Here is a 23720-nt window from a genome sequence, read left to right on the forward strand (position 1 = left end):
GCTGAGCCAGTTACCGTCTGATTCGTGATCTCAAACGGTATTGATAAGCTGGTTCTGGACCGCCTGCCACAGGCGGTCCATGGCCTGCTGCAACTCATAGACCTTTTCGGTATCGGGGTGTGGAAAATCACGACCGTACAGGCGCACTCCATCCATGGCGGGGTGTCCCCAGCCGGCATACTCCCAATCCAATAACACCAGACCTCGTTCCGTCTCAACAATATTTTCCGGCACCAGGTCGTGATGGCTGATCACCGGTTGCCAGTCTCCCTCATCCAGGGTTGCTGCCAATGCCACAACTGCAGCCCCATCCGGGAATGTATCCTCCAATTGCTGAAGGTAATTCTCGCAGTGCACCCGATAGCTGAATCGGGGCATGTATGCAGTAAATGTAATACCCTGCAGACGTTCTATTAACCGTGCCAATCGGCGCCTCAGGCCGGGTTGTTGCAAGGAATCTCTATGCCACTGCCTGCCATCGACAAACTCCGTGACCAGCACCTCCTGTGAGGCAAACCAGATGCGGGGAACACATTCCAGGCTTTGCAATAACCGCAGCAGGCTCAGCTCTCGCTCCCGGTCAATGCCGAGGTTTGTACTATTGTGCGCATTGATACGCACCACTCCCAAGTGCGCACCACATTCCACCAGAAAGCTCTGATTGGTTCGCCCACCCTGAAGCGCTCTTATTAATCTAGGCTTGGCCGGCAAAGGTACCTGCCAGCGTTGCCAGTCAGACAGCGTCCGCTGGAGTTTCCTGTTGATATTGTCCGAAATAATGTTTTCTCCAGGTGAAGTAACCGATGACCACCAGCACCAGGTAAATGGCAAACAGCGCCGCTGTGAAAAACAGCGCCCGGTCCAGATAGAGGTAAATAGAAACCCCGTCAACGATGATCCAGTACAACCAGTTTTCGAGTATTTTTCTTGCCACCATATAGGTGGTCAGGACACTGCCCCAGGTCGTAAAAGAGTCCAGATACGGCCACTGGGCGTCGGTATTTATCTTCAACAGGTAGCCCGAAATGGCGGACAACAGCAGCACCCCCAGCAGCGCAAAGAGGTGATGGCGCATCCGCCAGCTGGAAATGGCCAGACCGCGGTGATTTTTTCCTCCCCGCTGCCACTGGTACCAGCCATAAACGGCCATGACCAGATAATAGACATTAAGCAGGGAGTCCATATAGAGCTTCACCCCGCCAAAAATCCAGATATAGATCGCCGTACCAAAAAAGGCACAATACCAGCAGAGGCTGTTCTCACGCATGGCCAACACCAGGTAGGCCAGTGACAAAAGTGCCGCGGCAAGCTCCAGATTCAGCCAGGGCGGCACCCTAGAGTGCCTCATAACCGGGGATGACTTTCATCACGTAAACCGCCATGCCGTATTCTTCGCGACATGCCGCAATCGTATCCTGCACTGCCTGCATGGCCAGCTGGTACTCCCCCTGCACCACCGTGGAGGTTGGGAATGTCTCCACGGTCAACCCGGGGATGGTATTAATTTTCTCAATAAACCCGCGAATGGGAGGAATAAATTCCTCCCGGTTCGGGTACATGCTGACATCAATGGTGACTTGCATGTGCATTCCCTCCTAGAAACGGTATTTCGCTGTGGCTCCCACAATACGCGGCTCACCGAACTGATAGTAGGGTTCAGTGACGTAAAACTTGCGGGGATCGTTACCGAAACTGCCGAACCCACGTACTACCACATCACGATCTGCCAGATTTCTCCCCCACAGGGAAAAAGTCCACTGCGGCAAACTATAATCCAGCCGCGCATTGACCAGTTCATAACGGTTAGATTTGGCGTGGTGACGCGGTGACAGATAAAACGACTCCTTGCCCTCAACTTCAAGTCCGGCAGTTAGCCTGTCTGTCAGATCCACATCCACGCCGACAGCAAACTGATAGGACGGGGCATGAGCTTGCTCGTGACCACTCAAATCTTTGGGTACTGGATTTATTGAGTCTCGATCAACATCAACATGGGTATAACTTTCAAAGTCCTTGAAGGTGGCTCTGAGCAAACCCAGGCTACCGTGGAGCTGAACACGCTCGTCAGCCTGCCAGACAACTTCCAGTTCCGCGCCGTAGTTTTCCCCTCGGGCAGCATTGTCGTAGTAATCGGTGAAACTGCAGGGGCAGGATGAACCGGAAATCGGTATTACCAGTGATTGCTTGACCTGCATTTCACGACGTTTTTGAAAAAACAGTGCCAGTTGCAGCTGCAGGCGCCGTTCCAGCCAGTCACCCTTGATACCGGTTTCAAAGTTCCACAGGTATTCCGTATCAAAATCCCGGGCCGAGGGCTCCAGCGCGGGATCACTGTTCACACCTCCGGCCTTGTAACCGCGGGACACCAGACCATAGAGCATGGTCTGTGGTGTCACATGGTATTCCAGGCCCAGGCGACCACCCCACAGGCGCTCGCTGTTGTCGTGATTGACCAGATCACTGTCCTCATATTCCGCATTGCGAAACTCCAGCCGCAATCCACTGGTGAGTTTCAGGTTATCCGTCAGCCAACTCCCCAACTGACCATAGATCGCCCGGTTGCGGGTCTCGAAATCACTTTTGAAGTCCCCACTGGCATAGGTGTATTCCCGCAACAGGGATTCATCCTGAAACCGGTAATAAAACCCCAGCACCCAGTCCGTAGAATCGCGAAACAGGCGGCCATCGTCCTTGGAGACCAGGCGAATATCCACGGTACCGTTTTCGCGGTCACGGAGGTAACGGTCAAAGGAACTGTACGCCCAGCCATCACAGGGTTGGCCCGCACATATGTCGCTATAGGTCCAATCCTCGTCAAAACTGTATTCGAGATTGTTCTCGGCGTAGCTGACAAGGCCGATAACATCAAAACCCTGAAATCCGCGCCAGATATTTTCAATCGCCAGTGCTGTGGACTCCTGACGATCCACACCCGGCTGATCTGACAACGTATGGCGGGTGTTATCCAATGAGAAATCGTCATAACCGTTGTCAGCATCCAGATAGAACGCCGTCAGATTGACCTGCCAGTCATCGCTGGCGCGCCAGTCAAGCTTGCCCCGGGCCGTCAGCTCGTCGAGGTTACTGGTATCGTGGCGGTTAAGATAATCGTTGTCGATATAGCCATCAGTGCGGTGACCCTGAACCGCCAGCCGGTAGCCCAGTGACTCTGAAATCGGGCCACTCAATACCGCACTGGTGGTGCGGGTTTCGTATTCGGCGATGGTCGTCTCTACACTACCCTCAAAGATATCCGTGGGATCGTTGGAACGTATATTGATCAGGCCCGCCAGGGCGTTGGCACCGTACAGAGTGCCCTGCGGACCACGCAGAATCTCTATCTGCTGCAAATCGAGGGTGGTGGCGGCACCACCGACACCACTGAAATCTATGCCATCGATCAGCAAACCCACAGAAGGATTCATCGGCGCTACAAACTGACTGCGATCACCAATACCGCGAATCTGTACGTATTTTCCCCGTGACGAGCCGCTGGAAAAATTGACGTTGGGCGCCAGGTTCAGAATCTGTTCGATATGGGTGGCACCGCGACGTTCAATGGTCTTGTCGTCGATAACACTGATACTGCTTCCCGTTTCGAGCAACGACAGCCCCCGGAATTCAGCGGTGACCACCACCTCTTCCACGGCGGTTGCTGACAGGGCTTGTGTGGCGAATAGGCCACTGATAAAAAACAGCGCGCCGATGATGGCATCGGACTTTTTACAGAACTTCATGAAATTGAGCCTCTATAACAATGTTATGGAGACCCGGATATGGGAGGAGTGAACGTTTGAATTTTTGCGTCCTATCCCTACGCCGGTACTATCCGGATCAGGTTCAAAGGGTCCATCCGAAGATGTCTCAGGCTAATGCCACCCCTTAGGAAATGACGCATGCGATTGGCATGCGACGGTGCAATTTTACGCGAATGAACCGACCGCACAATGGTCGGAGCTAAATAATTTTTGAATAGCGGATTTCTGACCGGGACTGGTTGATGTAGGCATCAAAGGTCATGCAGATACGACGAATCAGCAGTCTCCCCGCCAGGATCACACGGATGCCCGAGGCCGTTAACGCCACCAGGCCATCGGCCGCCATAGGCTGTAACTGTTCCAGCTCAGCAGCAAAATAGTCTTTAAAATCAATATCAAAACGGCATTCAATATCGACAAAATCCAGTTCAAACTGACAGATCAACTGTTTGATCACCTCTTGCCGCAACAGGTCGTCTGCACTTAATTCAAAGCCCCTCACCACCGGCAGGCGCCCGGCATCGATGGCGCCCTGGTAGTCTTCAATCTGCTTGTGGTTCTGGGCAAAAACATTATCAATGGCGCTGATGGCCGACACCCCGAACGCCACTAGGTCACAACCCCCGTGGGTGGAATAACCCTGAAAATTTCTCTGCAACAATCCCTGCTGCTGGGCCACAGCCAGCTCATCATCGGGGCGGGCAAAATGATCCATACCGATGTACACATAACCGGCACCCAGCAAAACCTCGGTAATGCGTTCCATCATCAGAAGCTTTTCTTCAGCACTGGGCAGCGCCGATTCATCAATCTGTTTCTGCACTTTGAACAAGTGTGGCAGGTGGGCATAGTTGAACACTGAAAGTCGATCAGGGGCGAGATCAATAATACTCGCCAGAGTGCGTTCAAAGGTGTTCCAGGTCTGGTGCGGCAGCCCGTAGATCAGGTCCATACTGATGGAGTGGAATCCCTCATTTCTGCCCGCCTGTACCAGTTCCCTGACTTCCTCTACGGAGTTAAAGCGATTCACTGCCTGCTGTACGGTGGGGTCAAAATCCTGAATACCCATACTGAGGCGGTTGAAACCCAGCTCTCTCAGACAGCCGATAGTGGCAACATCCATATCTCCTGGATGAATTTCGATTGAATATTCCCCGCTGTCGTCTTCCAGCAGATTAAAGTGCTCACGGGTAGCCGCCATCAGCAGACGTTTTTCGTCATCGCTGATGTAGGTTGGCGTGCCACCACCCCAGTGCAATTGATGTACGGGTCGGGAACGGTCAAACAATGCACCCTGGCGGGCCACTTCTTCCATCAGGCGCTCCAGATAGGGCATGGCACGCTTGCGATTGGCGGTGATGATCTTATTGCAGGCACAGTAATAACAGACGGTGCTGCAGAACGGGATATGGAAATACAGAGACAGTGGTCTACCGGCGGCATTACTGCGCGTGATGGCCTGACGCAGATCGGCCTCGCCAAATTGATTATGGAATTGGGGGGCCGTCGGGTAAGAGGTATAACGGGGGCCGGACAGATCATAACGATCAATTAACTGTCGGTCCCACACCACGGAGCTGCTCGTCACTGAATAGGTTCCTGAATTGGGTTAAAAAACGCACAGTCTAACGTGCTTGAGCCGGGGGTAATTGATACCCATCAAGCAACCTGCCCACAGACCGGTTTGGCGCCCCGGCCGGCCAACCACTTTACTGCAGCTTTTACCGGGTCTTCTGCCACTACTTTAGCCGCAATCCCCATAGCTGAAAACCGTAGTAGACCAAGGTGTAACTGGCAAAGGCCCCATGTGGCCAGTATAATCCCGCCACTTCGTAAAGCAGCTTCACAAACCGCTAGAAAAGAGAACACGAAACATGAGCTACAACAAAATTCCCGCTGGCAACGACCTGCCAACTGATATCAATGTGGTTATCGAAATTCCCGCCAACCACGACCCGATCAAATACGAAATCGACAAAGACAGCGACGCTATTTTTGTTGACCGTTTTGTCGCTACGCCCATGTTCTACCCAGCCAACTATGGCTACATCCCGCAAACACTGTCTGAAGACGGTGATCCCCTGGATGTACTGGTCGTGACACCTTACCCGGTAATGCCAGGCTCCGTGATTCGCAGCCGCGCCATCGGTGTTCTCAACATGACCGATGAATCCGGTGTCGACGCCAAACTGCTGGCCGTACCGCACACCAAGCTGACCAAGCTTTATGATCATGTTCAGGAAATCGGTGACCTACCGGAACTGCTCATCAACCAGATCAAGCATTACTTTGAAAACTACAAAGCCCTGGAAGCAGGCAAATGGGTGAAAGTCGACGGCTGGGATAACGCTGAAGCAGCCCGCTCTGAAATCACGGCTTCCCGCGAGCGCTACCTGAAAGAAGAAGGCTGCTAGGTTTACCCACAACCTTCTCCAAAAAACCCGGCAATTGCCGGGTTTTTTATGCCTTCACGGAGTGGGCTTTACGCGGCCCTGGAAACCCGATCCCGTTCCCAGTCCAATATCGCCCTTTTGCGCTCCACGCCCCAGCGGTAGCCCCCGAGGCCGCCATCACTGCGTACCACCCGGTGGCAGGGAATGAAATAAGCAATGGGGTTTGCGCCAATGGCATTGGCCACAGCACGCACAGCTTTAGGACGGTCGATGGCGTCTGCTATTACCTGGTACGTAGTTGTCATCCCAAGGGGAATCTCCAACAGCGCCTGCCAGACCTGACGCTGGAAAGCCGTACCCTGAACATCGAACTGTTCCACTGTCGTGGCCGGCTCACTCATCAATGAGGCGAACACAGCCTGCGCTCGCCCATCCGCACGTTGACACCCTGCCAGAGTTACACCCTGTGCCGTATCTTCAAACCAGAGACGTTGGATGCCCTGCCGACTACCGACCAATAACGCCCCACCCATTGGCGTGACCACACTACCCCAGTACAAATCCATTCTTTGCCTCCTAGCCGTCATGGTTGCTCGCTGCTAACCACATTGCTGTGAACGCCTGTCACACCATTGGCAATCAATCAGGGTTTCAGTTTAACGCGCTTCACCTTCACCTGCTCGCTTTCACAGAGCGTTTATTTCCCCAAAAACACCCGTCCATTGAGCCACGATCTAACCTCTCTATTCCCGCGCAAGATTGGATGATTGAGAAGACGAAGGGGAATACTCGGCACTCCTAGCCAGGGACCTGCCAGTGTTCTGGATATCTTCGACCGGAGAGGCAAACCCGACACTTGGGAAAAACGTACAGTTGGCTCATCAATCTGGATGGCATGCTGTGTCCAGATTCTCCCCAGGCCCCAAATGTCGGGGCTTTTTTTATTTTAATTTCACTCTCTCTCGCCAGGATTTTCAGGCCACACTATAGTGATAGAAACAGCTTTATTGACCGGGAGATAAACTGTGACAGAAATAACCGATCGTGTGCTGGTTATCGGTTCCGTCACTATCGACAACATCGTCTCCGTGGCCCAGGAAGCCATTGAGCGTATTTCCCTACACAATGGGGAAACGTCTTTCCTGCTGTTGGAACAGGGACGAAAAGTGGAAGCGGAAAGCATTTCCAGCCACGTGGGAGGGGGAGCAGCCAATGTTGCCGTGTCCATGGCCAGGCAGGGACTGGCCGTGGATGTACTGGCCCTGGCCGGCGATGACCTGAACGGCAGGAAAATATACCAGCGTCTTATCGACGAGGGCGTGGGTGTCGACTACTTTTTCACCCAACCAGACTGGCAGTCCGGCAATTCAATCCTGATCTATTCCCACGATAAAAACGCCGCCTTATTCACCAAGCGCGGTGAAAACAGTGGAATTGAAGGGCAACTACCGCATATCGATTTCAGTCGCTATCGGTTGGTCTATGTGGGTTGCCTTTCCAGTCTTTCCCGCCACGCCCTGCCCCGCATTGTGGAACTGGCTAAAAGCGCTGGCTGTCTGGTGGCACTGAATCCCTGCATGGGCAGAGACGAGGAATCCATCGAGCAGTTTCTGAGTGTGGCGGAAGATATTGACTACCTGTCACTCAACAAGCAGGAAACCATTGACCTGTTGTCCCTGACCCACAGGAGGCTGTATACCAAACTCCCCCTGTTGGCGACAGACATCGAAATAAAACCACCGCTGATGCGATCAGGCCTGCATGTCAATGATTACTGGTTGCCCCTCAACGATGTGATGTCGATGATCTGCAGCACCGGACCACGCTTCTTTTCCCTCACCGATGGCGGCGATGGCGCTTACCTGTTCGACAGCAAACAGTTACTTTACTGCCCTGCGGCTCTAATAGAACCCAAGGGTACCGCTGGGGCCGGAGATGCTTTTGCCTCGACCATCGTGGCGCAACTGCTCGAAGGCAACGACTCCGCAAAAGCGCTTTGGGTTGCCACGAAAAATGCTGCCAGTGTGGTGGCCCATATAGATACTCAAACTGGACTTTTAACGCTTAGAGACATTGAGCAACTCCTGGCAACTGAAAATACTGGGCAAACAGTCATCCGTATTGGCAAAACGGTAGTGCCAGATGAAAACAGGGCTTTTTAGAGATCACCTGACAAATAATAAATGCCATAAAAAAAGCCCGCTCTGCGGGCTTTTTTCGGTGAGAGCTGCTGAACCGGCAGTTAGCGGATCAGCCGATTCTCAATCAGGTCATCAACCACAGATGGATCAGCCAGGGTGGAAGTATCACCCAGGTTCTCCAATTCATTGGCGGCAATCTTGCGCAGGATACGGCGCATGATTTTACCGGAACGGGTTTTGGGCAAACCCGGCGCCCAGTGAATGTAATCCGGCTTGGCAATAGGGCCGATTTCCTTCACACAGATGCTGATGAGTTCCTTGCGGAGTTCATCAGAGGGTTCCTCACCACTCATCAGGGTGACATAGGCATAAATACCCTGACCCTTGATATCGTGTGGGCAACCCACCACGGCAGCCTCAGCCACTTTGGGGTGCAGTACCAGCGCACTTTCCACTTCGGCCGTTCCCATACGGTGACCGGAAACATTGAGTATATCATCGACACGACCGGTAATCCAGTAGTGACCATCCTCATCACGGCGGGCACCGTCACCGGTAAAGTAATAGCCCTTGAATGCCGAGAAATAGGTTTCCTGATAGCGGCCCATATCGCCATACACACCACGAATCTGTGAGGGCCAGGAGGCCTTGATGGCCAGGTTACCCTCACCGGGGCCTTCTATTTCCTTGCCGTCGGCATCCAGCAACACAGGCTGTACTCCAAAGAAAGGTACTGTGGCGCAACCGGGCTTCATGTCGATGGCTCCGGGCAAAGGCGTCAACATATGAGCGCCGGTTTCTGTCTGCCACCAGGTATCAACAATAGGGCAACGCTCCTCGCCAACCACCTTGTAATACCACTCCCAGGCTTCCGGGTTAATGGGTTCACCCACCGTGCCCAACAAACGCAGGGAGCTGCGATCGGTGTTTGTAACAAATTCGTCGCCCGCACCCATCAGGGAGCGGATGGCAGTGGGCGCGGTATAGAAAATATTAACCTTGTGTTTTTCTACCACCTGCCAGAAACGCGAAGCATCGGGATAGGTAGGGACCCCCTCGAAAATCAGGGTAATGGCTCCATTACATAGAGGGCCGTACACAATGTAGCTGTGGCCTGTGACCCAGCCGACATCAGCGGTACACCAGTAAACATCGCCTTCTTTGTAGTCGAAAACGTATTTATGGGTCATTGCCGCCTGTAACAGGTAACCGGCGGTAGTGTGCAACACGCCTTTCGGTTTGCCGGTTGAACCAGAGGTATAAAGGATAAACAACGGATCCTCGGCATCCATGTGTTCCGGCGGACAGTAATCCTTGGCCTCGGCGATGGCCTCGTGGTACCAGACATCGCGCTTTTCATTCCATTCCACCAGACCACGGGTTCTCTCCACAACAATACAGGTGTGAACATTCGGACAGTGACGTAATGCCGCATCGGCATTGGCTTTCAGGGGGACTTTTTTACCACCACGCAGGCCTTCATCGGAGGTGATGACCACCTGGCAGTCGGAGTCCAGAATACGATCTTTCAGGGCATCGGGAGAAAAGCCACCAAACACCACCGAGTGCACAGCACCAATGCGCGCGGTAGCCAACATGGCATACACCGCTTCCTGGATCATTGGCATGTAGATACAGACGCGATCACCGCGCTTTACACCCCGTGACTTGAGCACATTGGCCAGCTTGTTGACCTGTTCGCTCAGTTCGTTATAAGTGATATAGGCGCTCTCTTCAGGGTCATCACCCTCCCAGATAATCGCTGTTTGATCACCTTTCGTGGCCAGGTGTCGGTCGATACAGTTCACCGTGACATTCAGCTTGCCATCGGTAAACCAGCTCGCCTCTCCCGTCATGAAATCAAAGGTATTGATCTCACTCCAGGGACTCTCCCAATCAATGAATTTCTTCGCCTGTTCAGCCCAGAAAACCTCGGGCTCTTCAATCGAGCACCGATACATTTCATGGTAAGTCTCGTTATCAATGTGGGCTTCGCTGGCGAAATCGCCGGGGACGGGGCGAACATTAGTGTCAGACATGGAATCCTCCCTTACTTATATATGTTCTATAGGATTCAGAGTAATGGAGGTCAAGCCTAGCATCTATTCGACCTTTGCATAACAAGCGTCAGCAAAAGGGAGGATATAACAGCCATTTAGAAAAAAAAGTGGTTATAAAATAAGCTAACTGTAAAACACCGCAGGCAGTTGACTTAACTTGCCGGGTTGTCTGCCAAAACGGTGGCTCACCTGAGCGAGAAACAACTCTGCCGTGGACACGGCATCGACCAACGCATTATGGGCATGGTAATCCGGCAAATTGTAGCGGCGGCGAGATTCCGACAGACGCAGGCTCTGGCCGTGCTGGCCGTTGCTGTTTCGCTGCAAACGCTGGTCTTCCAGAGCCATGGTATCTACCACAGGGACCAGTAAGGGTATTCCGTAAACTGCCTTACAGGCCTGTTGCAGAAAGCCCATGTCCAGGGTGGCGCAATGCAACAGCATCACCCGTCCCTGCAGAGCAGATAAAAAGGAATCCATGGCCTCGCGCAGATTGCCCGCCTGCAAGATATCCCGATCGTGGATGCCGTGAATCACAGCACTTTGCCCAACGCCCTGATCACTGCTTACCAGGCGATGGCAGGCACCGCTGAGTACGACCCGAAAGCCGTCCACTGGTACATAACCAATGCTGAGAATATGGTCGGTGCCGGCATCCATTCCTGTCATTTCAAGATCCACCGCCAGAAAGCCTGTCTGGCGAATCTCACAACGAAGATCCGGCAACTCACCCCGCAGGTAATTGTGCATCGCCGACTCGGGGCATTTCGCCAGCAACTGTCGCTGTCGCCAGCGGGTAGTCCAACGACCCAGCATTACATTAACCCATGGGTGAATTTAACCCGCAGTGCTGACTGTGCATTGTTGACTACTGCAAAGGCATCCCTCAACTGGTGACGGGACAGGGAAGAAAACGTTGACGGGTTCAGATGGTTGTCCGGTTTCACGCCATCGCGAAGCTGTTCCCCCTGGTGCACCAGACGCAGACGTGAAATAAATTCATGGGCATCGGTGAGGTTGCGGGAATCCTTGAGCGTCAGCAACTTGCTGGAAACCGCTTCCTGTAGTCGCTCCAGGGTATGAACCTGACGGGAACCTATCGACAGGGCGTAAATCCGCGCAATATCGTTAATGGGCATGATCCCCCGCAGTTTCACATCCAGGGTGTTTTTATGTTCACCACTGTGTTCCACCACAAAGTTCTTAAAGAATCCCATGGGCGGGGTTAACTTCAAGGCATTGGCCGTCAGGTTGGCGAGAAAAATTTCATTGCCGCGGGCGGCATCGCAAACCGTGGCCTGCAGATCATCGAAAAGTGATTGATCGCCATACACACAGCGCATATCGAAAAAAATGCTGGCATGCATTAATGCTTTTGAAGAGGGCTGGTTTATCCAGCGCAAAAACTGTTTTTTCCAACCCACCAGGGGCTGCCGCCAATCGAGGGTCGAAGCCATGATCTCGCCCGGACAGTACTTGTAACCACAGGCATCCAGGCCATCATTGACATAGTTGGCAACAGCAAGGAAGTACTCGTCATCGCCCTGGGTGACCGCATCTCCGATCAGCATGCCATTGTCCTGATCTGAGATCGCTGTCTGATCCCTGCGCCCCTGGGAACCGAAAGCCAACCAGGCAAATGGCACCGGAGGCTCGCCGTATTTCTCAACTGCCTGCTTGATCAACTGTCGAGTCAGTGCATCGGTCACCGTGGTCAAAAGCCGACCTATCTGATCCGCACTGGCTTCGGCACGAATCAGGCTGCGTAACAACTCGGGAATATCCCGGGATACACCTTTCAGACCCTCCACACTATCCTGGTGCCCGATTTCACCGATAAGAAAAACCGGATCTGCCTTCTGCGCTTTCACCAGATCAGTCGTGGTTAGCATGGCCACCGGTTGGCCGTCGGCGGTGACCGGCAAGTGGTGAATATTGTGCTCGGTCATGAGCAGCAGGGCTTCAAAGACCAGGCTCTCTGCTGAAACACTGGTAAGCTCCCGGGTCATAATTTCCGACAGCGGTGTCTCTGGGCCGCGTCTCTCCGCCACCACCCTCGCCCGTAAATCCCGGTCGGTCACAAGGCCACACAGCTGCTGGCGCTCATCGATAACCATCACCGAACTTACCCGTTGGGCGGTCATTATTTCTGCCACCTCAGCCACCGTCAGGTCAGGCCGTGCAGTGACAGGTTCACGGGACGACAGGTCACCAACGCGGCGGGTCAACTGATAATTCTGTTCACGAAAACGCACTGCATGCCGCAGGCGCTTGGCATGGGCCTGATTAAAAAATCGATCAAACGACCGGTTCACCGAACGCAATTGCTGAAAGGTGTCCGCGTCAATCTGGTACAGCAAACCGTCTTCAATAACCACTGCCTGGTTGGTAATGGCATCACCTGTCAGCAATGACGGATATCCAAAATAGCCACCTGGCTCTACCCGGTCCAGCAGCTCTCCTTCGCCGTTACGAACCTCAAAAGCCCCGCTGCGTACGATCAACAATTTCGGGTTGGAGTAATCGAGAATCCCCGTAGATTCGCCGGCACGATAGTAGGCAATCTGCACGTGACCTGCAGCCAGTGTCAGGTGTTCTTCCGACAGTTCATTAAAGGGTGTGCACTCGGCCAGGAAATCCCGAACCGCCGCCACTTCGACACTCACAGTCATAACTGCATACCTTCATTTACACACGCCTACAATAACTCTAAAGGTAGACTTACAACTTGATACGGGGCAATTAGGCTAAGGTGGAATAAGACATGCTGGTATCCCGCCATGTTCAAAGTTAACCGATAGGGGCAATACGCTTTTTTTCTCTGGCCTGTTAGGCTAATAACTGGCAAACCATTCTATGTACTCAATACTGTGCTGAAAATCGCGACAAATATCTATCTGCCCGATGACGAAATCGAATGCACGGCAATTCGGGCACAAGGTGCCGGCGGCCAGAACGTCAACAAGGTCTCGTCTGCCATTCATCTGCGTTTTGATATACACGCTTCTTCCCTGCCCGAAGCCTACAAGCAGCGATTACTGGACTTCAAAGACAAACGTATCAGCAGCGACGGTATTGTGGTTATCAAGGCCCAGCAGTTTCGCACCCAGGAAAAAAACCGTACTGATGCCTTACAGCGGTTACAGGCTCTGATCGAAGAAGCCACCCGTGTACAGAAAACCCGGATTCCAACCAAGGCCAGCAAGGCTTCAAAACAAAAGCGCATGGACAGTAAAACTCGTCGGGGGCAAACCAAGGCTCTGCGTGGCAAAGTCCTTGACTGATGTTTTTTGCTCACTCTTGGGCCCCTCGAAGATATGGGGTTTGCTCTATATCAAATCCCTCCGTTTTTTGACAACAAACAGATAATTTTGGGACTAAACTGATAGCAATAAACGCTCGTAGAAATAAACAGACAACACCACAAACAAGGATAATTCGATGGATATCAAGACATTTGCCGATTTGATCGACTGGACCCGCCAACTCCACGACCACCTGGCCAAGTGCCTATCACACGGTGCCGAGAAACATAGACAGGAAGGTGCCAAATTGTTGCTCGAATATCTGTCAGACCACGAAGCCAAAATTGCCAAAATGGTGGAGAGCTTTGAAGAAAAAGCAGATACCAAAGCCATGCACACTTATGTTTACGACTACCTTTCCCACAAACCCATCGACATCAGTGAAAGCTGCAACATGGCATTTGAATCCCTGGATTACGACAGCATCTGTATGGAGGTGTTTAATTTCCACGAGCAAGTCATGGACCTGTACCGCACGTTGATGGGCAAAGCAGAAACCAATGCCGTCAGGGAATTACTTGAATCTCTGCTGGCCATGGAAAAACATGAGGCCATGCGCCTGGCCAGTCAAACAGGGCGTATGCACGACCTGTAATCTTGCCAAGACAATTGTCCAGTGAAGTTCTGATAGAGAGGCAGCACTTCACTGGACAAACTGCAGCCCGGCTATGCTTTTTATTTGCCTCCACTGGGGAGTGCAAACACTAACAGCGCGCCACCCCCTTTAAACCCGAACAGAGAATTTCCTCCAGCGGCCACTGCAACGTACTGCACCCCGTTGACTTCATAACTCACTGGTGGCGCATTGACCCCCGCACCACACTGAAATTGCCACAACAGTTCTCCGCTGTCAGCATCATAGGCACTGAGATAGCCATTACCCTCACCCATAAAAACCAGATTTCCTGCAGTCGCCAGAACCCCTCCCACCAGAGGTTGTTCGGTTTTATGCTGCCAGTGAATCTTGCCACCTTCCCGGGTGGAAATTGCCGTCAGCGTTCCCCACTGTGGCTCATTGATAGGTTCCAGCTCGGTGTAACGTTGCGGTTTTCCATCTTTATTCACCGCGAGTGACTTTACGGTATAACGCACAGGCACATGGGAGGCCGCCACATAGGCCAATCCACTAGAGGGGTTGTAGGCAACGGGAGACCAGCTGGCACCACCAATGGCTCCTGGTGCGACACGAGTGCCCTCGGGGCTAGGCGGCGCAAAAAGGTTTTCCTGAGGAACAAACGGCTGTGATTTGTACATCAACTTACCGGTGAGGCGGTCATGCACGTAGAACCAGCCCGTTTTTGCGGCCTGCCCAACGGCCACTACCGGACCCGTTCTGCTCTGGTAGTCAAACAATACCGGCGGGCTGGCCACGTCATACCCCCACAGGTCGTGGGGCACCTGTTGGTAGTTCCAACGCAACTCCCCGGTATCGGCATCCAACGCAACGAGGGAAACAGTGTAAAGGTTATCCCCTGGTCGCGAACTGTCATCCATCTGGGGTGAGGGATTGCCGATGCCGACATACAACAGGTTGGAGATGGGATCAAACGCCGGTGTGGTCCATGCCGAACCCCCGCCGTGCCTACCGGCATCAGGAAATTGCTTCATGGCCTGCTTTTCCCCAGCGATATCACGTGGCAAAGGCAGCCCATCTGGTGTTGTTTCGAGAAACTCTCCCTCCCATCCGGAATCCGGCACGGTATCAAACTGCCAGATACGTTTACCGGTGTGGACATCAAAAGCCGCATAGAATCCCGGTCGACCAAAATCCCCGGCAAAACCGACCACGGTCCCCACAGGCGCATCAGGGGTTTCCGCTTCCAGGTGAAGCCCATATCCAACACCCGTGATGCCAATAATCACTTTATCCTTCACCACCAACGGCGCCATATTCACACCGACACCGGTAGTGCCCGTGGTCGCTTTCTCTCGCAAGCGGTTGTCGGCACCCAATTGCTCAACCGTTTCTGTGGGACCGCTGTCCGTAACCAGAGGAACATCCCAAACCGGTATTCCTGTTGCCTTGTCCAGGGCGATCAGTCGTGCATCTACGGTGCCGATAAACACCTTGCCTTGCGCTACGGCGACCCCCCTGTTGGCTGGGCCACAGCACATAGTGGTACTGACGCGCCGGTGTTTATAGCGCCAAATTTCCTGACCGGTAGCGGCATTGATGGCGCTGACATGATTAAACGGCATCGACAGGTAAATCACGCCGTCAACCTCTAGCGGGGTTGCCTGAAACGAAGCGGAATAACCTGTCTGGTAAATCCAGCGGGGTACCAAGTGACTAACCGTTTGCCGGTTAATCTGTTTCAAGGGAGAAAACCGCTGGTTGCTGTAATCGTGCCCGTAGGATAACCAGTCCCCGGAGTTTTTCTGCGCGGACAACAAGTGGGTCACATCCACCTCATCAGCGAATGTCGGCAAGCAGGCACAGAATATCCCTGCCAGTAGATAACTCACAGCTCGACTCATGCTTCTTTCCACTCTTCACTCATGGGGAAACACCTATTAGTTGTTAAGGGTATCCGAACCAGTATAGACAGCTCCGGCACTGCAAACCGACACCACCAGACCTGAAAAATCATTATCAACTGGAAAAAATCAGACTGACATGAAGTGAACTTCCTGTTCCTCACCGGAGACTGGTCTATGATCAGTTGTGGTTCCCATGGAACCTGCACTCACAATAAACATCAAATCTTGCCAAGACGGCAAACTTACGCCGTTTTGATTGAGCATGCTGCACTGTTCAATCCCTTGTGTTTACAAGGGAACGCAGCGTAGCTGACCTAACGATAATAAGGAGAGACCTAGAATGCCCAAGTATGTGATAGAGAGAGATATTCCCGGAGCTGGCAATCTGACTGCACAGGATTTACAGGCCATTTCCCAGAAATCCTGTGGCGTTCTCAACGGCATGGGACCACAGATTCAATGGGTTCAGAGTTACGTCACCGATGACAAGGTGTACTGTATTTATATCGCACCGAATGAAGAAGCCGTTCGTGAGCATGCGCGCCAGGGTGAATTCCCCGCCAACCGAATTTCAAAAATCTCAACTGTCATTGACCCAACTACGGCTGAGTAAGATTCAGCCATTCCTGTGCCCCAAGGATAAATCTTGGGCACAGGACAGCTCATATTTACCGCTTACCAATTTTTTACGTCTGTACTGGACCTCTTATAGTCGAGCATAAGCTTCTAGGTAGAAAAACCGGACAGTATGTCCGGTTTCAATACTTCATTAGCGTTGTTTTCTGGAACAGCCATCTGCATCGACCTTTCCGCCAGTCGTACCGGGACACTGATCCTGTGAATCAGGCACTCCATCCCCATCTTCATCTCCTTCCGGAGGCGGAGGATTCATCAATCGATCAATTTCTTCCCTCAATACCTGATTTTCAGCCGTTAACTCATCAATAATCTGCGCCTGATTAGCAACAGTTTGATTAAGGTCGCTTATCGTCTGATCTCGACTAACAATGGTCTGGTTTAACTCATCAATGATCTGCCCCTGACTCGCAACAGTTTGATTGAGTTCGCTGATCGTCTGATCTCGACTAACAATAGTCTGGTTTAACGCATCAATGGTCTGTGCCTGACTGGCAACAGTTTGATTAAGATCACTGATGCTCTGATCACGACTAAGAATGGTCAGGTTTAATTGATCAATAGACTGCTCCAGGCTAGCAACAGTTTGATTGAGGTCACTGATCGTCTGATCCCGACTAACAATCGTCTGGTTTAACGCATAAACACTCTGGTTCAAATTAACGATAGTTCGAATCTGCTCCTCAATCGTCAGTTCTTGATCATCAAGATCAATCAGACAAGCCATCAAGTTATTATCATCCAAGGGATAGGGATCACAAACGTCGCCGAATTCATCATCATCACTATTTAACTGGTCGGGATTATGATCCTGCGGGCAGTTATCACTGGTATCAATGACACCATCTGCATCTAAATCCAACCCACCTGGATCAGTGATGAGACCACAGAGTGAATGGTTAGCTAGCAGGAGAAAACCTGCCTGCTCTGGCAAAACCATAAAGTCGGAGGGTAATTCGGGGTCATTTAGCACGCAGTCAAACTCCCATTCCTGCGCCGGAAAGTAAGTCGATGTGCTAATTAAAGAAACGACCACTGTTCGAGATTCATAACCAAAGAAATCGGTAGCTTCTGCCAAATAGAACTGACTATTGTCATCAAGATAATCCGTCAGCCCTGGGTTTACTTCTGCTGTTTGGGTGAGACTTTCCGTTCTGAATACTTGCCCGGCTGTCGTGTGAATTCTATCGCCAAAAGGGCTGATAGCCAGTTTGTCCGCCCCATAAACACTGCCATGTACATCCTCTAATACGAGAGGGACACCATTCTGACTTAAATCAAGCTTGTAGAGAGAGTTAGGGGAAAAGCCTTCTCCTACATAGAGAAAATGTCCATTCTGCTCTGCAAACACGGGCTCTGCGCGGAAATACCTATTGCTGGCCACTTTTTGCGCTACATCACCTTCAGCCAAGCGAATTTCGACAATAGAGGCTAGACCACCACTTCCCGGGTTTGCTGAAACAAAGAGTCTATCCCCTGCAACATATTCAACATCCCAGGTACTGGCCGCACCTAATAAAACCGCTACATTAATCTGCCGTACAGTTTTGTTTTCCAGATCGATTACTGCAACGGAACCACTATGATTAAGTGCCGCAAACAAATGATTACCATCGTCGCTAATGTCTACGCCCATTGGATCGTCAGGCAAAATAAAAGTATCAATTATCCTGTAATCGACCGTTGAAACCTGAATAATTTCATGGGTAGAAGGAACGGAGATATAGAGAAGATCACGGGCGCTGTCATGCACGAATCCATGGGGCTCAGCACCCAAATCGAGATTAACTTTTAAATCTTGAGCCGTGACAGAAACACTCAGAAAACAAAAAATAAAAAACGAAAGAAAACGAGACAACTGATAAATCATGACATTTCATCCTTGAAAAATATTATGCCGTATAGGCTAAGAATAACCGGCCCTCAGGTCAACACCAGTCATCCTGCTATTTGCCCACTTGGAAGCCGTCACCAATTAGTATCCGTCCAAAAAAATGGCCGCCCTATGGGCGGCCATTTTGGAATGGCGAGTTATCACCTGAACATTAATGTCCCTGGGCTTCTCCAGCGCCTTTCGGATAGCGCAGGCTTTCCACCATATCTTCGATATGTTGGGGAGCTTCACCGGTCATTTTCTGTACGGCGAAGGCAGCCAGGAAGTTAAAGATCATACCCAGTGTACCAATGCCCTCTGGTGAGATACCGAACCACCAGTTATCCGGGGTGTTGGCCGCAGGATTGATGAACTTGAAGTAGACGATGTAGGCCGCCGTGAAGGTAATACCTGTGAGCATGCCGGCAATCGCACCTTCCTTGTTCATCCGCTTGTGGAATATGCCGAGGATGATGGCGGGGAAGAAGCTGGACGCTGCTAACCCGAAGGCAAATGCCACCACCTGTGCCACAAAGCCCGGCGGGTGGATACCCAAATAAGCTGCCACAGAGATACCACATGCTGCGGCAATACGGGCATACATCAACTCCTGCTTATCCGAAATATTGGGCATCAGATTTCGTTTCAACAGGTCATGGGATATTGAGGTGGAGATCACCAACAACAGACCCGCTGAAGTCGACAGCGCCGCTGCCACACCACCTGCCGCTACCAGAGCAATTACCCAAGCCGGAAGATTAGCGATTTCAGGATTAGCCAATACCATGATGTCGCGGTCGATTTTCATCTCATTGCGGTCATCACCGGACTAGAACATACGACCATCGCCGTTTTTATCTTCCCAGCCAATCAGGCCGGTTTGCTGCCAGTTGCTGATCCAGCTCGGCGCTTCCTCGTAGACCACACCCTGACCATCGGAACCGTTGATGGTTTCGATCATGTTCACACGGGCAAAAGAAGCAACAGCGGGAGCAGTGGTGTACAGAATGGCAATGAACACCAGCGCCCAGCCGGCTGAACGACGAGCATCAGCCACTTTCGGCACAGTAAAGAAGCGAACGATCACATGGGGCAGACCTGCAGTACCCACCATCAGAGCGAAGGTGATGAAGAATACGTCGATCATACTCTTATTGCCCGAGGTATATTCTGTGAAGCCCAACTCCGTCGATAGCCCGTTGAGCTTGTCGAGCAAGTATGTACCTGAGCCATCCGCCAGAGTGTCACCGAAGCCCAGCTGCGGAACCGGGTTACCTGTCATCAGCATGGAGATGAATACGGCAGGCACCAGGTAGGCAAAGATCAATACACAGTACTGAGCTACCTGGGTATACGTAATGCCTTTCATACCGCCGAGTACCGCGTAGAAGAACACCACACACATACCCAGCAATACGCCGGTGACGATATCCACTTCCAGGAAGCGGGAGAACACCACACCCACACCGCGCATCTGTCCCGCCACATAAGTGAACGACACGAAGATGGCACAGATCACGGCCACAGTTCTAGCCGTTTGTGAATAGTAGCGGTCGCCGATAAAGTCCGGCACCGTAAACTTGCCGAATTTACGCAGGTAAGGTGCAAGGCAAAGTGCCAGCAGAACATAACCGCCGGTCCAGCCCATCAGGTAAACACCACCGTCATAACCCATGAAGGAGATCAGCCCCGCCATGGAGATAAACGATGCTGCCGACATCCAGTCAGCTGCCGTCGCCATACCATTTGCCACGGGCGGAACACCCCCACCGGCCACGTAGAACTCCTTGGTCGAACCGGCACGAGCCCAGATCGCGATCCCGATATAGAGAGCGAAACTGAGGCCTACCAGTAAAAAAGTCCAGCCTTGAATATCCATGATCACTCCCCTTTACTCATCGTCTTCGTGGACGTTGTACTTGCGATCCAGCGCTTTCATCTTCTTCACGTAGACGAAGATCAGAATCACAAATACGTAGATGGAACCCTGTTGGGCAAACCAGAAGCCGAGCTTGAAGCCGAAAATCTTGATGGCGTTCAGTGGCTCAACCAGCAGGATGCCAAACCCGAATGAAACAGCGAACCAAATCACCAGCAGGGTCACCAGCAAACGCAGGTTTTCCTTCCAGTAAGCTTTGGCATGTTCGTCAGTTTGGAAACTCATTGTCTTTCCTCCCGTTGTTATACTTTTTTCGGATACTGCCAAATTAACCGAGGTGACATAGCGTGTCTCTGCAACCTTGGTCTAACCCGACCCGAAACCCAGGCCAAATGCCTATTGGAAAACGTACTTGCCGGTGAATTGCACCCGCTTCAGATCACCATCATCACCATTTTCCAGTTCACGTTCGGCATTCAGGTATTCCAGGCCGAATGAGAGGTTGGTGGTGGGTGAGTAAAACAGGTTAACCAGGTAGTTGCTGACTTCCTCGTTGTTGGTATCTGCCACTGAGCTGGGGTTGTCTGCGCGTGTCATGGCGTAGGAAATGGTACTGCGCAGTTTTGGTGTCCACAGGTGGCGATAGGCAACAAATCCACCGGTGACATCGATCAGGTCCAGGTCACCATCAGACTCGATGGCTGCATCGCGGAATGCCTGCAACGCGGTGTAACGACCCAGGTGACCCTGGTTAAATTGCATTTTCAGGTCATCGCCGTTAGCAAAGGCATATTTACCGGAGAGGCTGACCCCATAACCCCATTTGTCTTCGTCCTGTGTACCCGTGTCATAGGTGATCTGACGGGCCAGACCGGCGATGTTATAGCTGAACTTACCCCAGTTGCCATCGTAGCGAGCCACGAAATCCGGGACATTGTTGTCATCGTAATTGTTACTTGAAAAACCGGCGCCGCCATCAATGGTGCCTGTAGAGGGGTTTTCCAGTGCCAGGTGAACTGTACCGCCATTGGACAACTTATGGCTCCAGCGAGCCTGGGTTTGACGGTTAAAGATCACGCCTGAGGTGGGCCCAATAAATTCTGCCGTTTCTGGCAGAACCATGGTGCTCATAAAGGTACTCCAGGACTGACCCAGCAGTAGTGATGAGCTGTCGTTATAGTCCCACTTCAGGTAGGCATGACGAATACGTGAATGGTCGGAGTTGGAAATCCGCTCATCGCCATCAAAGGTCAACAGGTCCATCTCGAAGTGGGTATTGATGTTACCCATGCTGGTGGGCGTCGCAGTTTTAAACCAGAAGCGTGAGGTTTTGGCATGCCCATCAAAACGGCGTGAACCGCTCTTGCCGGCAACCGGAATGGTACTGGGTACCAGAATGTCATCGCCAATAGCAGAGCTTGCGCGTTCACCATCGGAATAACTGCTGCTGATGGCATCGACTTTAACAAAGCCACCATAAGTCAATTTCATGCCGGAAACGGGGCTATCAACTTTTTTGCTGACTGTCGTTTCAATGGCTTTCTGTTTTTCCCCCTGCTGGGTCACCAGTTGCTGTAATTTCGCAAGCTGTGCTTCCAGCATCTCGATTTTCGCAGACAGGTCCTCGTTGCTCGCTGCTGCCAATGACTGTCCGGAGAATGTCACGGCAGGCAACATAACGGCTGTTGCGAGCGCCAGTTTTGTCTTGGTAAACATAAGTCCTCTCCCAATAGATTTATCAAGCAGTGACAGAGTTACTGCAACGCGTCTCTATGGGTATGCGACCAAGGTCGATTTCTGTGAAAAATTACGACTAATGTCTAACAACATTGGTGGGTTGAGAGGCAGAAAATGGCAAAAATTAAAAAGACCGGGAGGGTTGTCAGCACCGGCAGCGGGGACTAACATCGAAAAGAACTGGCACGCTGAAAATAATTACATGTCAAAATATATCGTTGCCGATGACCATCCGCTGTTTCGCAATGCCATATCAGGGGTACTACATTGCCTGGATGCTGATGTGGAGGTTGTCGAGGCTCAGGATATGGCCAGCTTGCAAACCAAGCTTTGCGATCACCCGGATGCCGACCTGGTGTTACTGGACCTTCACATGCCCGGCGCCCACGGCTTCAGCGCCCTCGCCTACCTGAAAGGGCAAGCTCCACAGATTCCCGTTCTGGTGGTTTCCGCCAATGAACGCACCGATATCATGCAGAGAGCGGTGGAATTCGGATCGAAGGGATTTCTGCCGAAGTCTTCCGGTATTGATGTTATCCAGACTGCGATCCAGGCCGCATTGAATGGGGGAACCTGGCTACCGGCCCATGCAGGCGTGAGCGCACCGGCGGGCGATGATGAACAAAAACTTATGGAAGGGATTGCCTCCCTGACGCCCCAGCAATACCTGGTGCTGACGATGCTGGCAGAAGGACTGCTGAATAAACAGATTGCCTATGAACTAGATGTCACCGAAGCCACCATCAAAGCGCATATGACAGCAATTTTCAGAAAGTTGAATGTACGTTCCCGGACCCAGGCGGTACTCGCTATCAGCAAACTGAACCTGGAATCACCCGACCAAAGCACCTGACGACTTCTCTCAGGTGAAAATCAATCCCTGAAATTTTCGTACTGAAAGGGTTGGCCAAGCTCCGCCCCTTTAATCAGCGCTATCGCCTGCTGAAGATCATCACGCTTTTTGCCACTAACTCGAATTTTGTCGCCCTGTATGGATGCCTGCACTTTCATCTTCGAATCTTTCAGTAACTTGATGATCTTTTTCGCCATGGGCTGGTCGATACCCTGTTTGAACCGCACCTTTAGAGAGAATGTTTTGCCAATGTGCAGGGCCTCTTCATCCACATCCACCACATAGGGATCCACGTTGCGTTTCACCAGGTTTTTGCTGAACATATCCATCAGTTGCTGGCATTGAAAGTCAGACTCTGCCGCAAGGGTAACGATTTCGTCTTTGAGTTCGACGCTGGCCGCTACACCGCGAAAATCAAACCGCGTTGTCAATTCACGCTGGGTGTTTTCGGTAGCATTGCGGATCTCCACCATATCTACTTCTGAAACGATATCGAACGTCGGCATTTTTCAGGCACCTTATGGGTAAAAATTTAAAGGCGTTAGTCTAGCCGTCCAGAACCTTCTGGAAAAGCACCGCACATGGCATCCAGAAAATGGTTTGT

20 protein-coding genes, 1 pseudogene and 1 riboswitch are annotated in these 23720 nt (G+C 51.9%); of the genes and pseudogenes, 6 read left to right on the plus strand and 15 right to left on the minus strand.

Going from position 1 to position 23720, the window contains the following annotated elements; all coding sequences use genetic code 11:
* Positions 1-30: 30 nt before the first annotated feature.
* The 5 genes from ACYZYZ_RS08205 to hemN all read right to left on the minus strand — a co-directional run bounded on the left by ACYZYZ_RS08205 (position 31) and on the right by hemN (position 5346).
* Positions 31-711: a phosphotransferase gene (locus ACYZYZ_RS08205; RefSeq protein ID WP_305169152.1), complete on the minus strand. Its 681-nt coding sequence runs from the start codon at positions 709-711 to the stop codon at positions 31-33.
* 22 nt (positions 712-733) lie between these two features.
* Positions 734-1348: a nicotinamide riboside transporter PnuC gene (gene pnuC / locus ACYZYZ_RS08210; RefSeq protein WP_461483920.1), complete on the minus strand. Its 615-nt coding sequence runs from the start codon at positions 1346-1348 to the stop codon at positions 734-736.
* Positions 1335-1583 (minus strand): hypothetical protein, encoded by a 249-nt coding sequence (locus tag ACYZYZ_RS08215; RefSeq protein ID WP_305169154.1) that lies wholly within the window; start codon positions 1581-1583, stop codon positions 1335-1337. Before ACYZYZ_RS08215 ends, pnuC begins: the two co-directional genes overlap by 14 nt.
* 12 nt (positions 1584-1595) lie before the next feature.
* Entirely contained in the window at positions 1596-3737 is a 2142-nt protein-coding gene (locus tag ACYZYZ_RS08220; protein WP_461483921.1) for a TonB-dependent receptor, read from the minus strand.
* A gap of 57 nt (positions 3738-3794) precedes the next feature.
* A riboswitch (TPP riboswitch) is annotated at positions 3795-3893 on the minus strand.
* 64 nt (positions 3894-3957) lie between these two features.
* Positions 3958-5346: an oxygen-independent coproporphyrinogen III oxidase gene (gene hemN, locus ACYZYZ_RS08225; RefSeq protein ID WP_461483922.1), complete on the minus strand. Its 1389-nt coding sequence runs from the start codon at positions 5344-5346 to the stop codon at positions 3958-3960.
* Between the two features lie 286 nt (positions 5347-5632).
* Here hemN and ppa point away from each other — a divergent pair, with 286 nt between their 5' ends.
* Positions 5633-6172 (plus strand): inorganic diphosphatase, encoded by a 540-nt coding sequence (ppa, locus tag ACYZYZ_RS08230; RefSeq protein ID WP_461483923.1) that lies wholly within the window; start codon positions 5633-5635, stop codon positions 6170-6172.
* A 68-nt stretch (positions 6173-6240) separates the two neighbouring features.
* Here ppa and ACYZYZ_RS08235 read toward each other — a convergent pair whose 3' ends face one another.
* A complete protein-coding gene (locus tag ACYZYZ_RS08235; RefSeq protein WP_369427754.1) occupies positions 6241-6717 on the minus strand; it encodes a methylated-DNA--[protein]-cysteine S-methyltransferase in 477 nt (158 codons plus the stop codon).
* Positions 6718-7176: 459 nt separating this feature from the next.
* Here ACYZYZ_RS08235 and ACYZYZ_RS08240 point away from each other — a divergent pair, with 459 nt between their 5' ends.
* Positions 7177-8313, plus strand: a complete 1137-nt coding sequence (locus tag ACYZYZ_RS08240; RefSeq protein ID WP_305169158.1) for a carbohydrate kinase family protein — start codon at positions 7177-7179, stop codon at positions 8311-8313.
* 80 nt (positions 8314-8393) lie between these two features.
* Here ACYZYZ_RS08240 and acs read toward each other — a convergent pair whose 3' ends face one another.
* From acs to ACYZYZ_RS08255, 3 genes are all read right to left on the minus strand, one after another.
* Positions 8394-10331, minus strand: coding sequence for an acetate--CoA ligase (gene acs, locus ACYZYZ_RS08245; protein WP_461483924.1), 1938 nt, complete (start codon positions 10329-10331; stop codon positions 8394-8396).
* Positions 10332-10475: 144 nt separating this feature from the next.
* Complete coding sequence (locus tag ACYZYZ_RS08250) at positions 10476-11168, minus strand: exonuclease domain-containing protein (RefSeq protein ID WP_461483925.1); 693 nt, start codon at positions 11166-11168, stop codon at positions 10476-10478.
* Entirely contained in the window at positions 11168-13024 is a 1857-nt protein-coding gene (locus ACYZYZ_RS08255) for a DUF294 nucleotidyltransferase-like domain-containing protein (protein ID WP_461483926.1), read from the minus strand. Before ACYZYZ_RS08255 ends, ACYZYZ_RS08250 begins: the two co-directional genes overlap by 1 nt.
* 198 nt (positions 13025-13222) lie before the next feature.
* On the opposite strand from ACYZYZ_RS08255, the gene arfB reads away from it, so the two are divergent.
* Together arfB and ACYZYZ_RS08265 are read left to right on the plus strand one after the other, a co-directional pair.
* On the plus strand, positions 13223-13636 hold the full coding sequence (gene arfB / locus ACYZYZ_RS08260) for an alternative ribosome rescue aminoacyl-tRNA hydrolase ArfB (RefSeq protein ID WP_461483927.1): 414 nt from the start codon (positions 13223-13225) through the stop codon (positions 13634-13636).
* A gap of 157 nt (positions 13637-13793) precedes the next feature.
* Complete coding sequence (locus ACYZYZ_RS08265; protein WP_305169163.1) at positions 13794-14252, plus strand: hypothetical protein; 459 nt, start codon at positions 13794-13796, stop codon at positions 14250-14252.
* A gap of 80 nt (positions 14253-14332) precedes the next feature.
* Here the strand turns inward: ACYZYZ_RS08265 and ACYZYZ_RS08270 are convergent, their stop codons facing one another.
* Entirely contained in the window at positions 14333-16135 is a 1803-nt protein-coding gene (locus tag ACYZYZ_RS08270) for an outer membrane protein assembly factor BamB family protein (protein WP_461483928.1), read from the minus strand.
* 343 nt (positions 16136-16478) lie between these two features.
* Here ACYZYZ_RS08270 and ACYZYZ_RS08275 point away from each other — a divergent pair, with 343 nt between their 5' ends.
* On the plus strand, positions 16479-16751 hold the full coding sequence (locus ACYZYZ_RS08275) for a DUF4242 domain-containing protein (RefSeq protein ID WP_461483929.1): 273 nt from the start codon (positions 16479-16481) through the stop codon (positions 16749-16751).
* Positions 16752-16907: 156 nt separating this feature from the next.
* Here the strand turns inward: ACYZYZ_RS08275 and ACYZYZ_RS08280 are convergent, their stop codons facing one another.
* The 4 genes and pseudogenes from ACYZYZ_RS08280 to ACYZYZ_RS08295 all read right to left on the minus strand — a co-directional run bounded on the left by ACYZYZ_RS08280 (position 16908) and on the right by ACYZYZ_RS08295 (position 22242).
* On the minus strand, positions 16908-18644 hold the full coding sequence (locus ACYZYZ_RS08280; protein ID WP_461483930.1) for a YncE family protein: 1737 nt from the start codon (positions 18642-18644) through the stop codon (positions 16908-16910).
* A gap of 175 nt (positions 18645-18819) precedes the next feature.
* Positions 18820-20526: pseudogene (locus ACYZYZ_RS08285) on the minus strand (sodium:solute symporter family protein).
* Positions 20527-20538: 12 nt separating this feature from the next.
* The gene (locus ACYZYZ_RS08290; RefSeq protein WP_461483931.1) at positions 20539-20811 is read right to left on the minus strand and encodes a DUF4212 domain-containing protein; all 273 of its coding nucleotides are present in this window, start codon (positions 20809-20811) and stop codon (positions 20539-20541) included.
* A 111-nt stretch (positions 20812-20922) separates the two neighbouring features.
* Positions 20923-22242, minus strand: coding sequence for a DcaP family trimeric outer membrane transporter (locus ACYZYZ_RS08295; protein ID WP_461483932.1), 1320 nt, complete (start codon positions 22240-22242; stop codon positions 20923-20925).
* A 223-nt stretch (positions 22243-22465) separates the two neighbouring features.
* Between ACYZYZ_RS08295 and ACYZYZ_RS08300 the strand changes: the two genes are divergently transcribed.
* Positions 22466-23116: a response regulator transcription factor gene (locus ACYZYZ_RS08300; protein WP_461483933.1), complete on the plus strand. Its 651-nt coding sequence runs from the start codon at positions 22466-22468 to the stop codon at positions 23114-23116.
* A gap of 20 nt (positions 23117-23136) precedes the next feature.
* On the opposite strand, the gene ACYZYZ_RS08305 is transcribed toward ACYZYZ_RS08300, so the two are convergent.
* Complete coding sequence (locus tag ACYZYZ_RS08305; protein ID WP_461483934.1) at positions 23137-23622, minus strand: YajQ family cyclic di-GMP-binding protein; 486 nt, start codon at positions 23620-23622, stop codon at positions 23137-23139.
* Between the last annotated feature and the right edge of the window lie 98 nt (positions 23623-23720).

It is taken from the genome of Porticoccus sp. (assembly GCA_023261185.1).
Classification (GTDB): Bacteria; Pseudomonadota; Gammaproteobacteria; order Pseudomonadales; family Porticoccaceae; genus Porticoccus; species Porticoccus litoralis.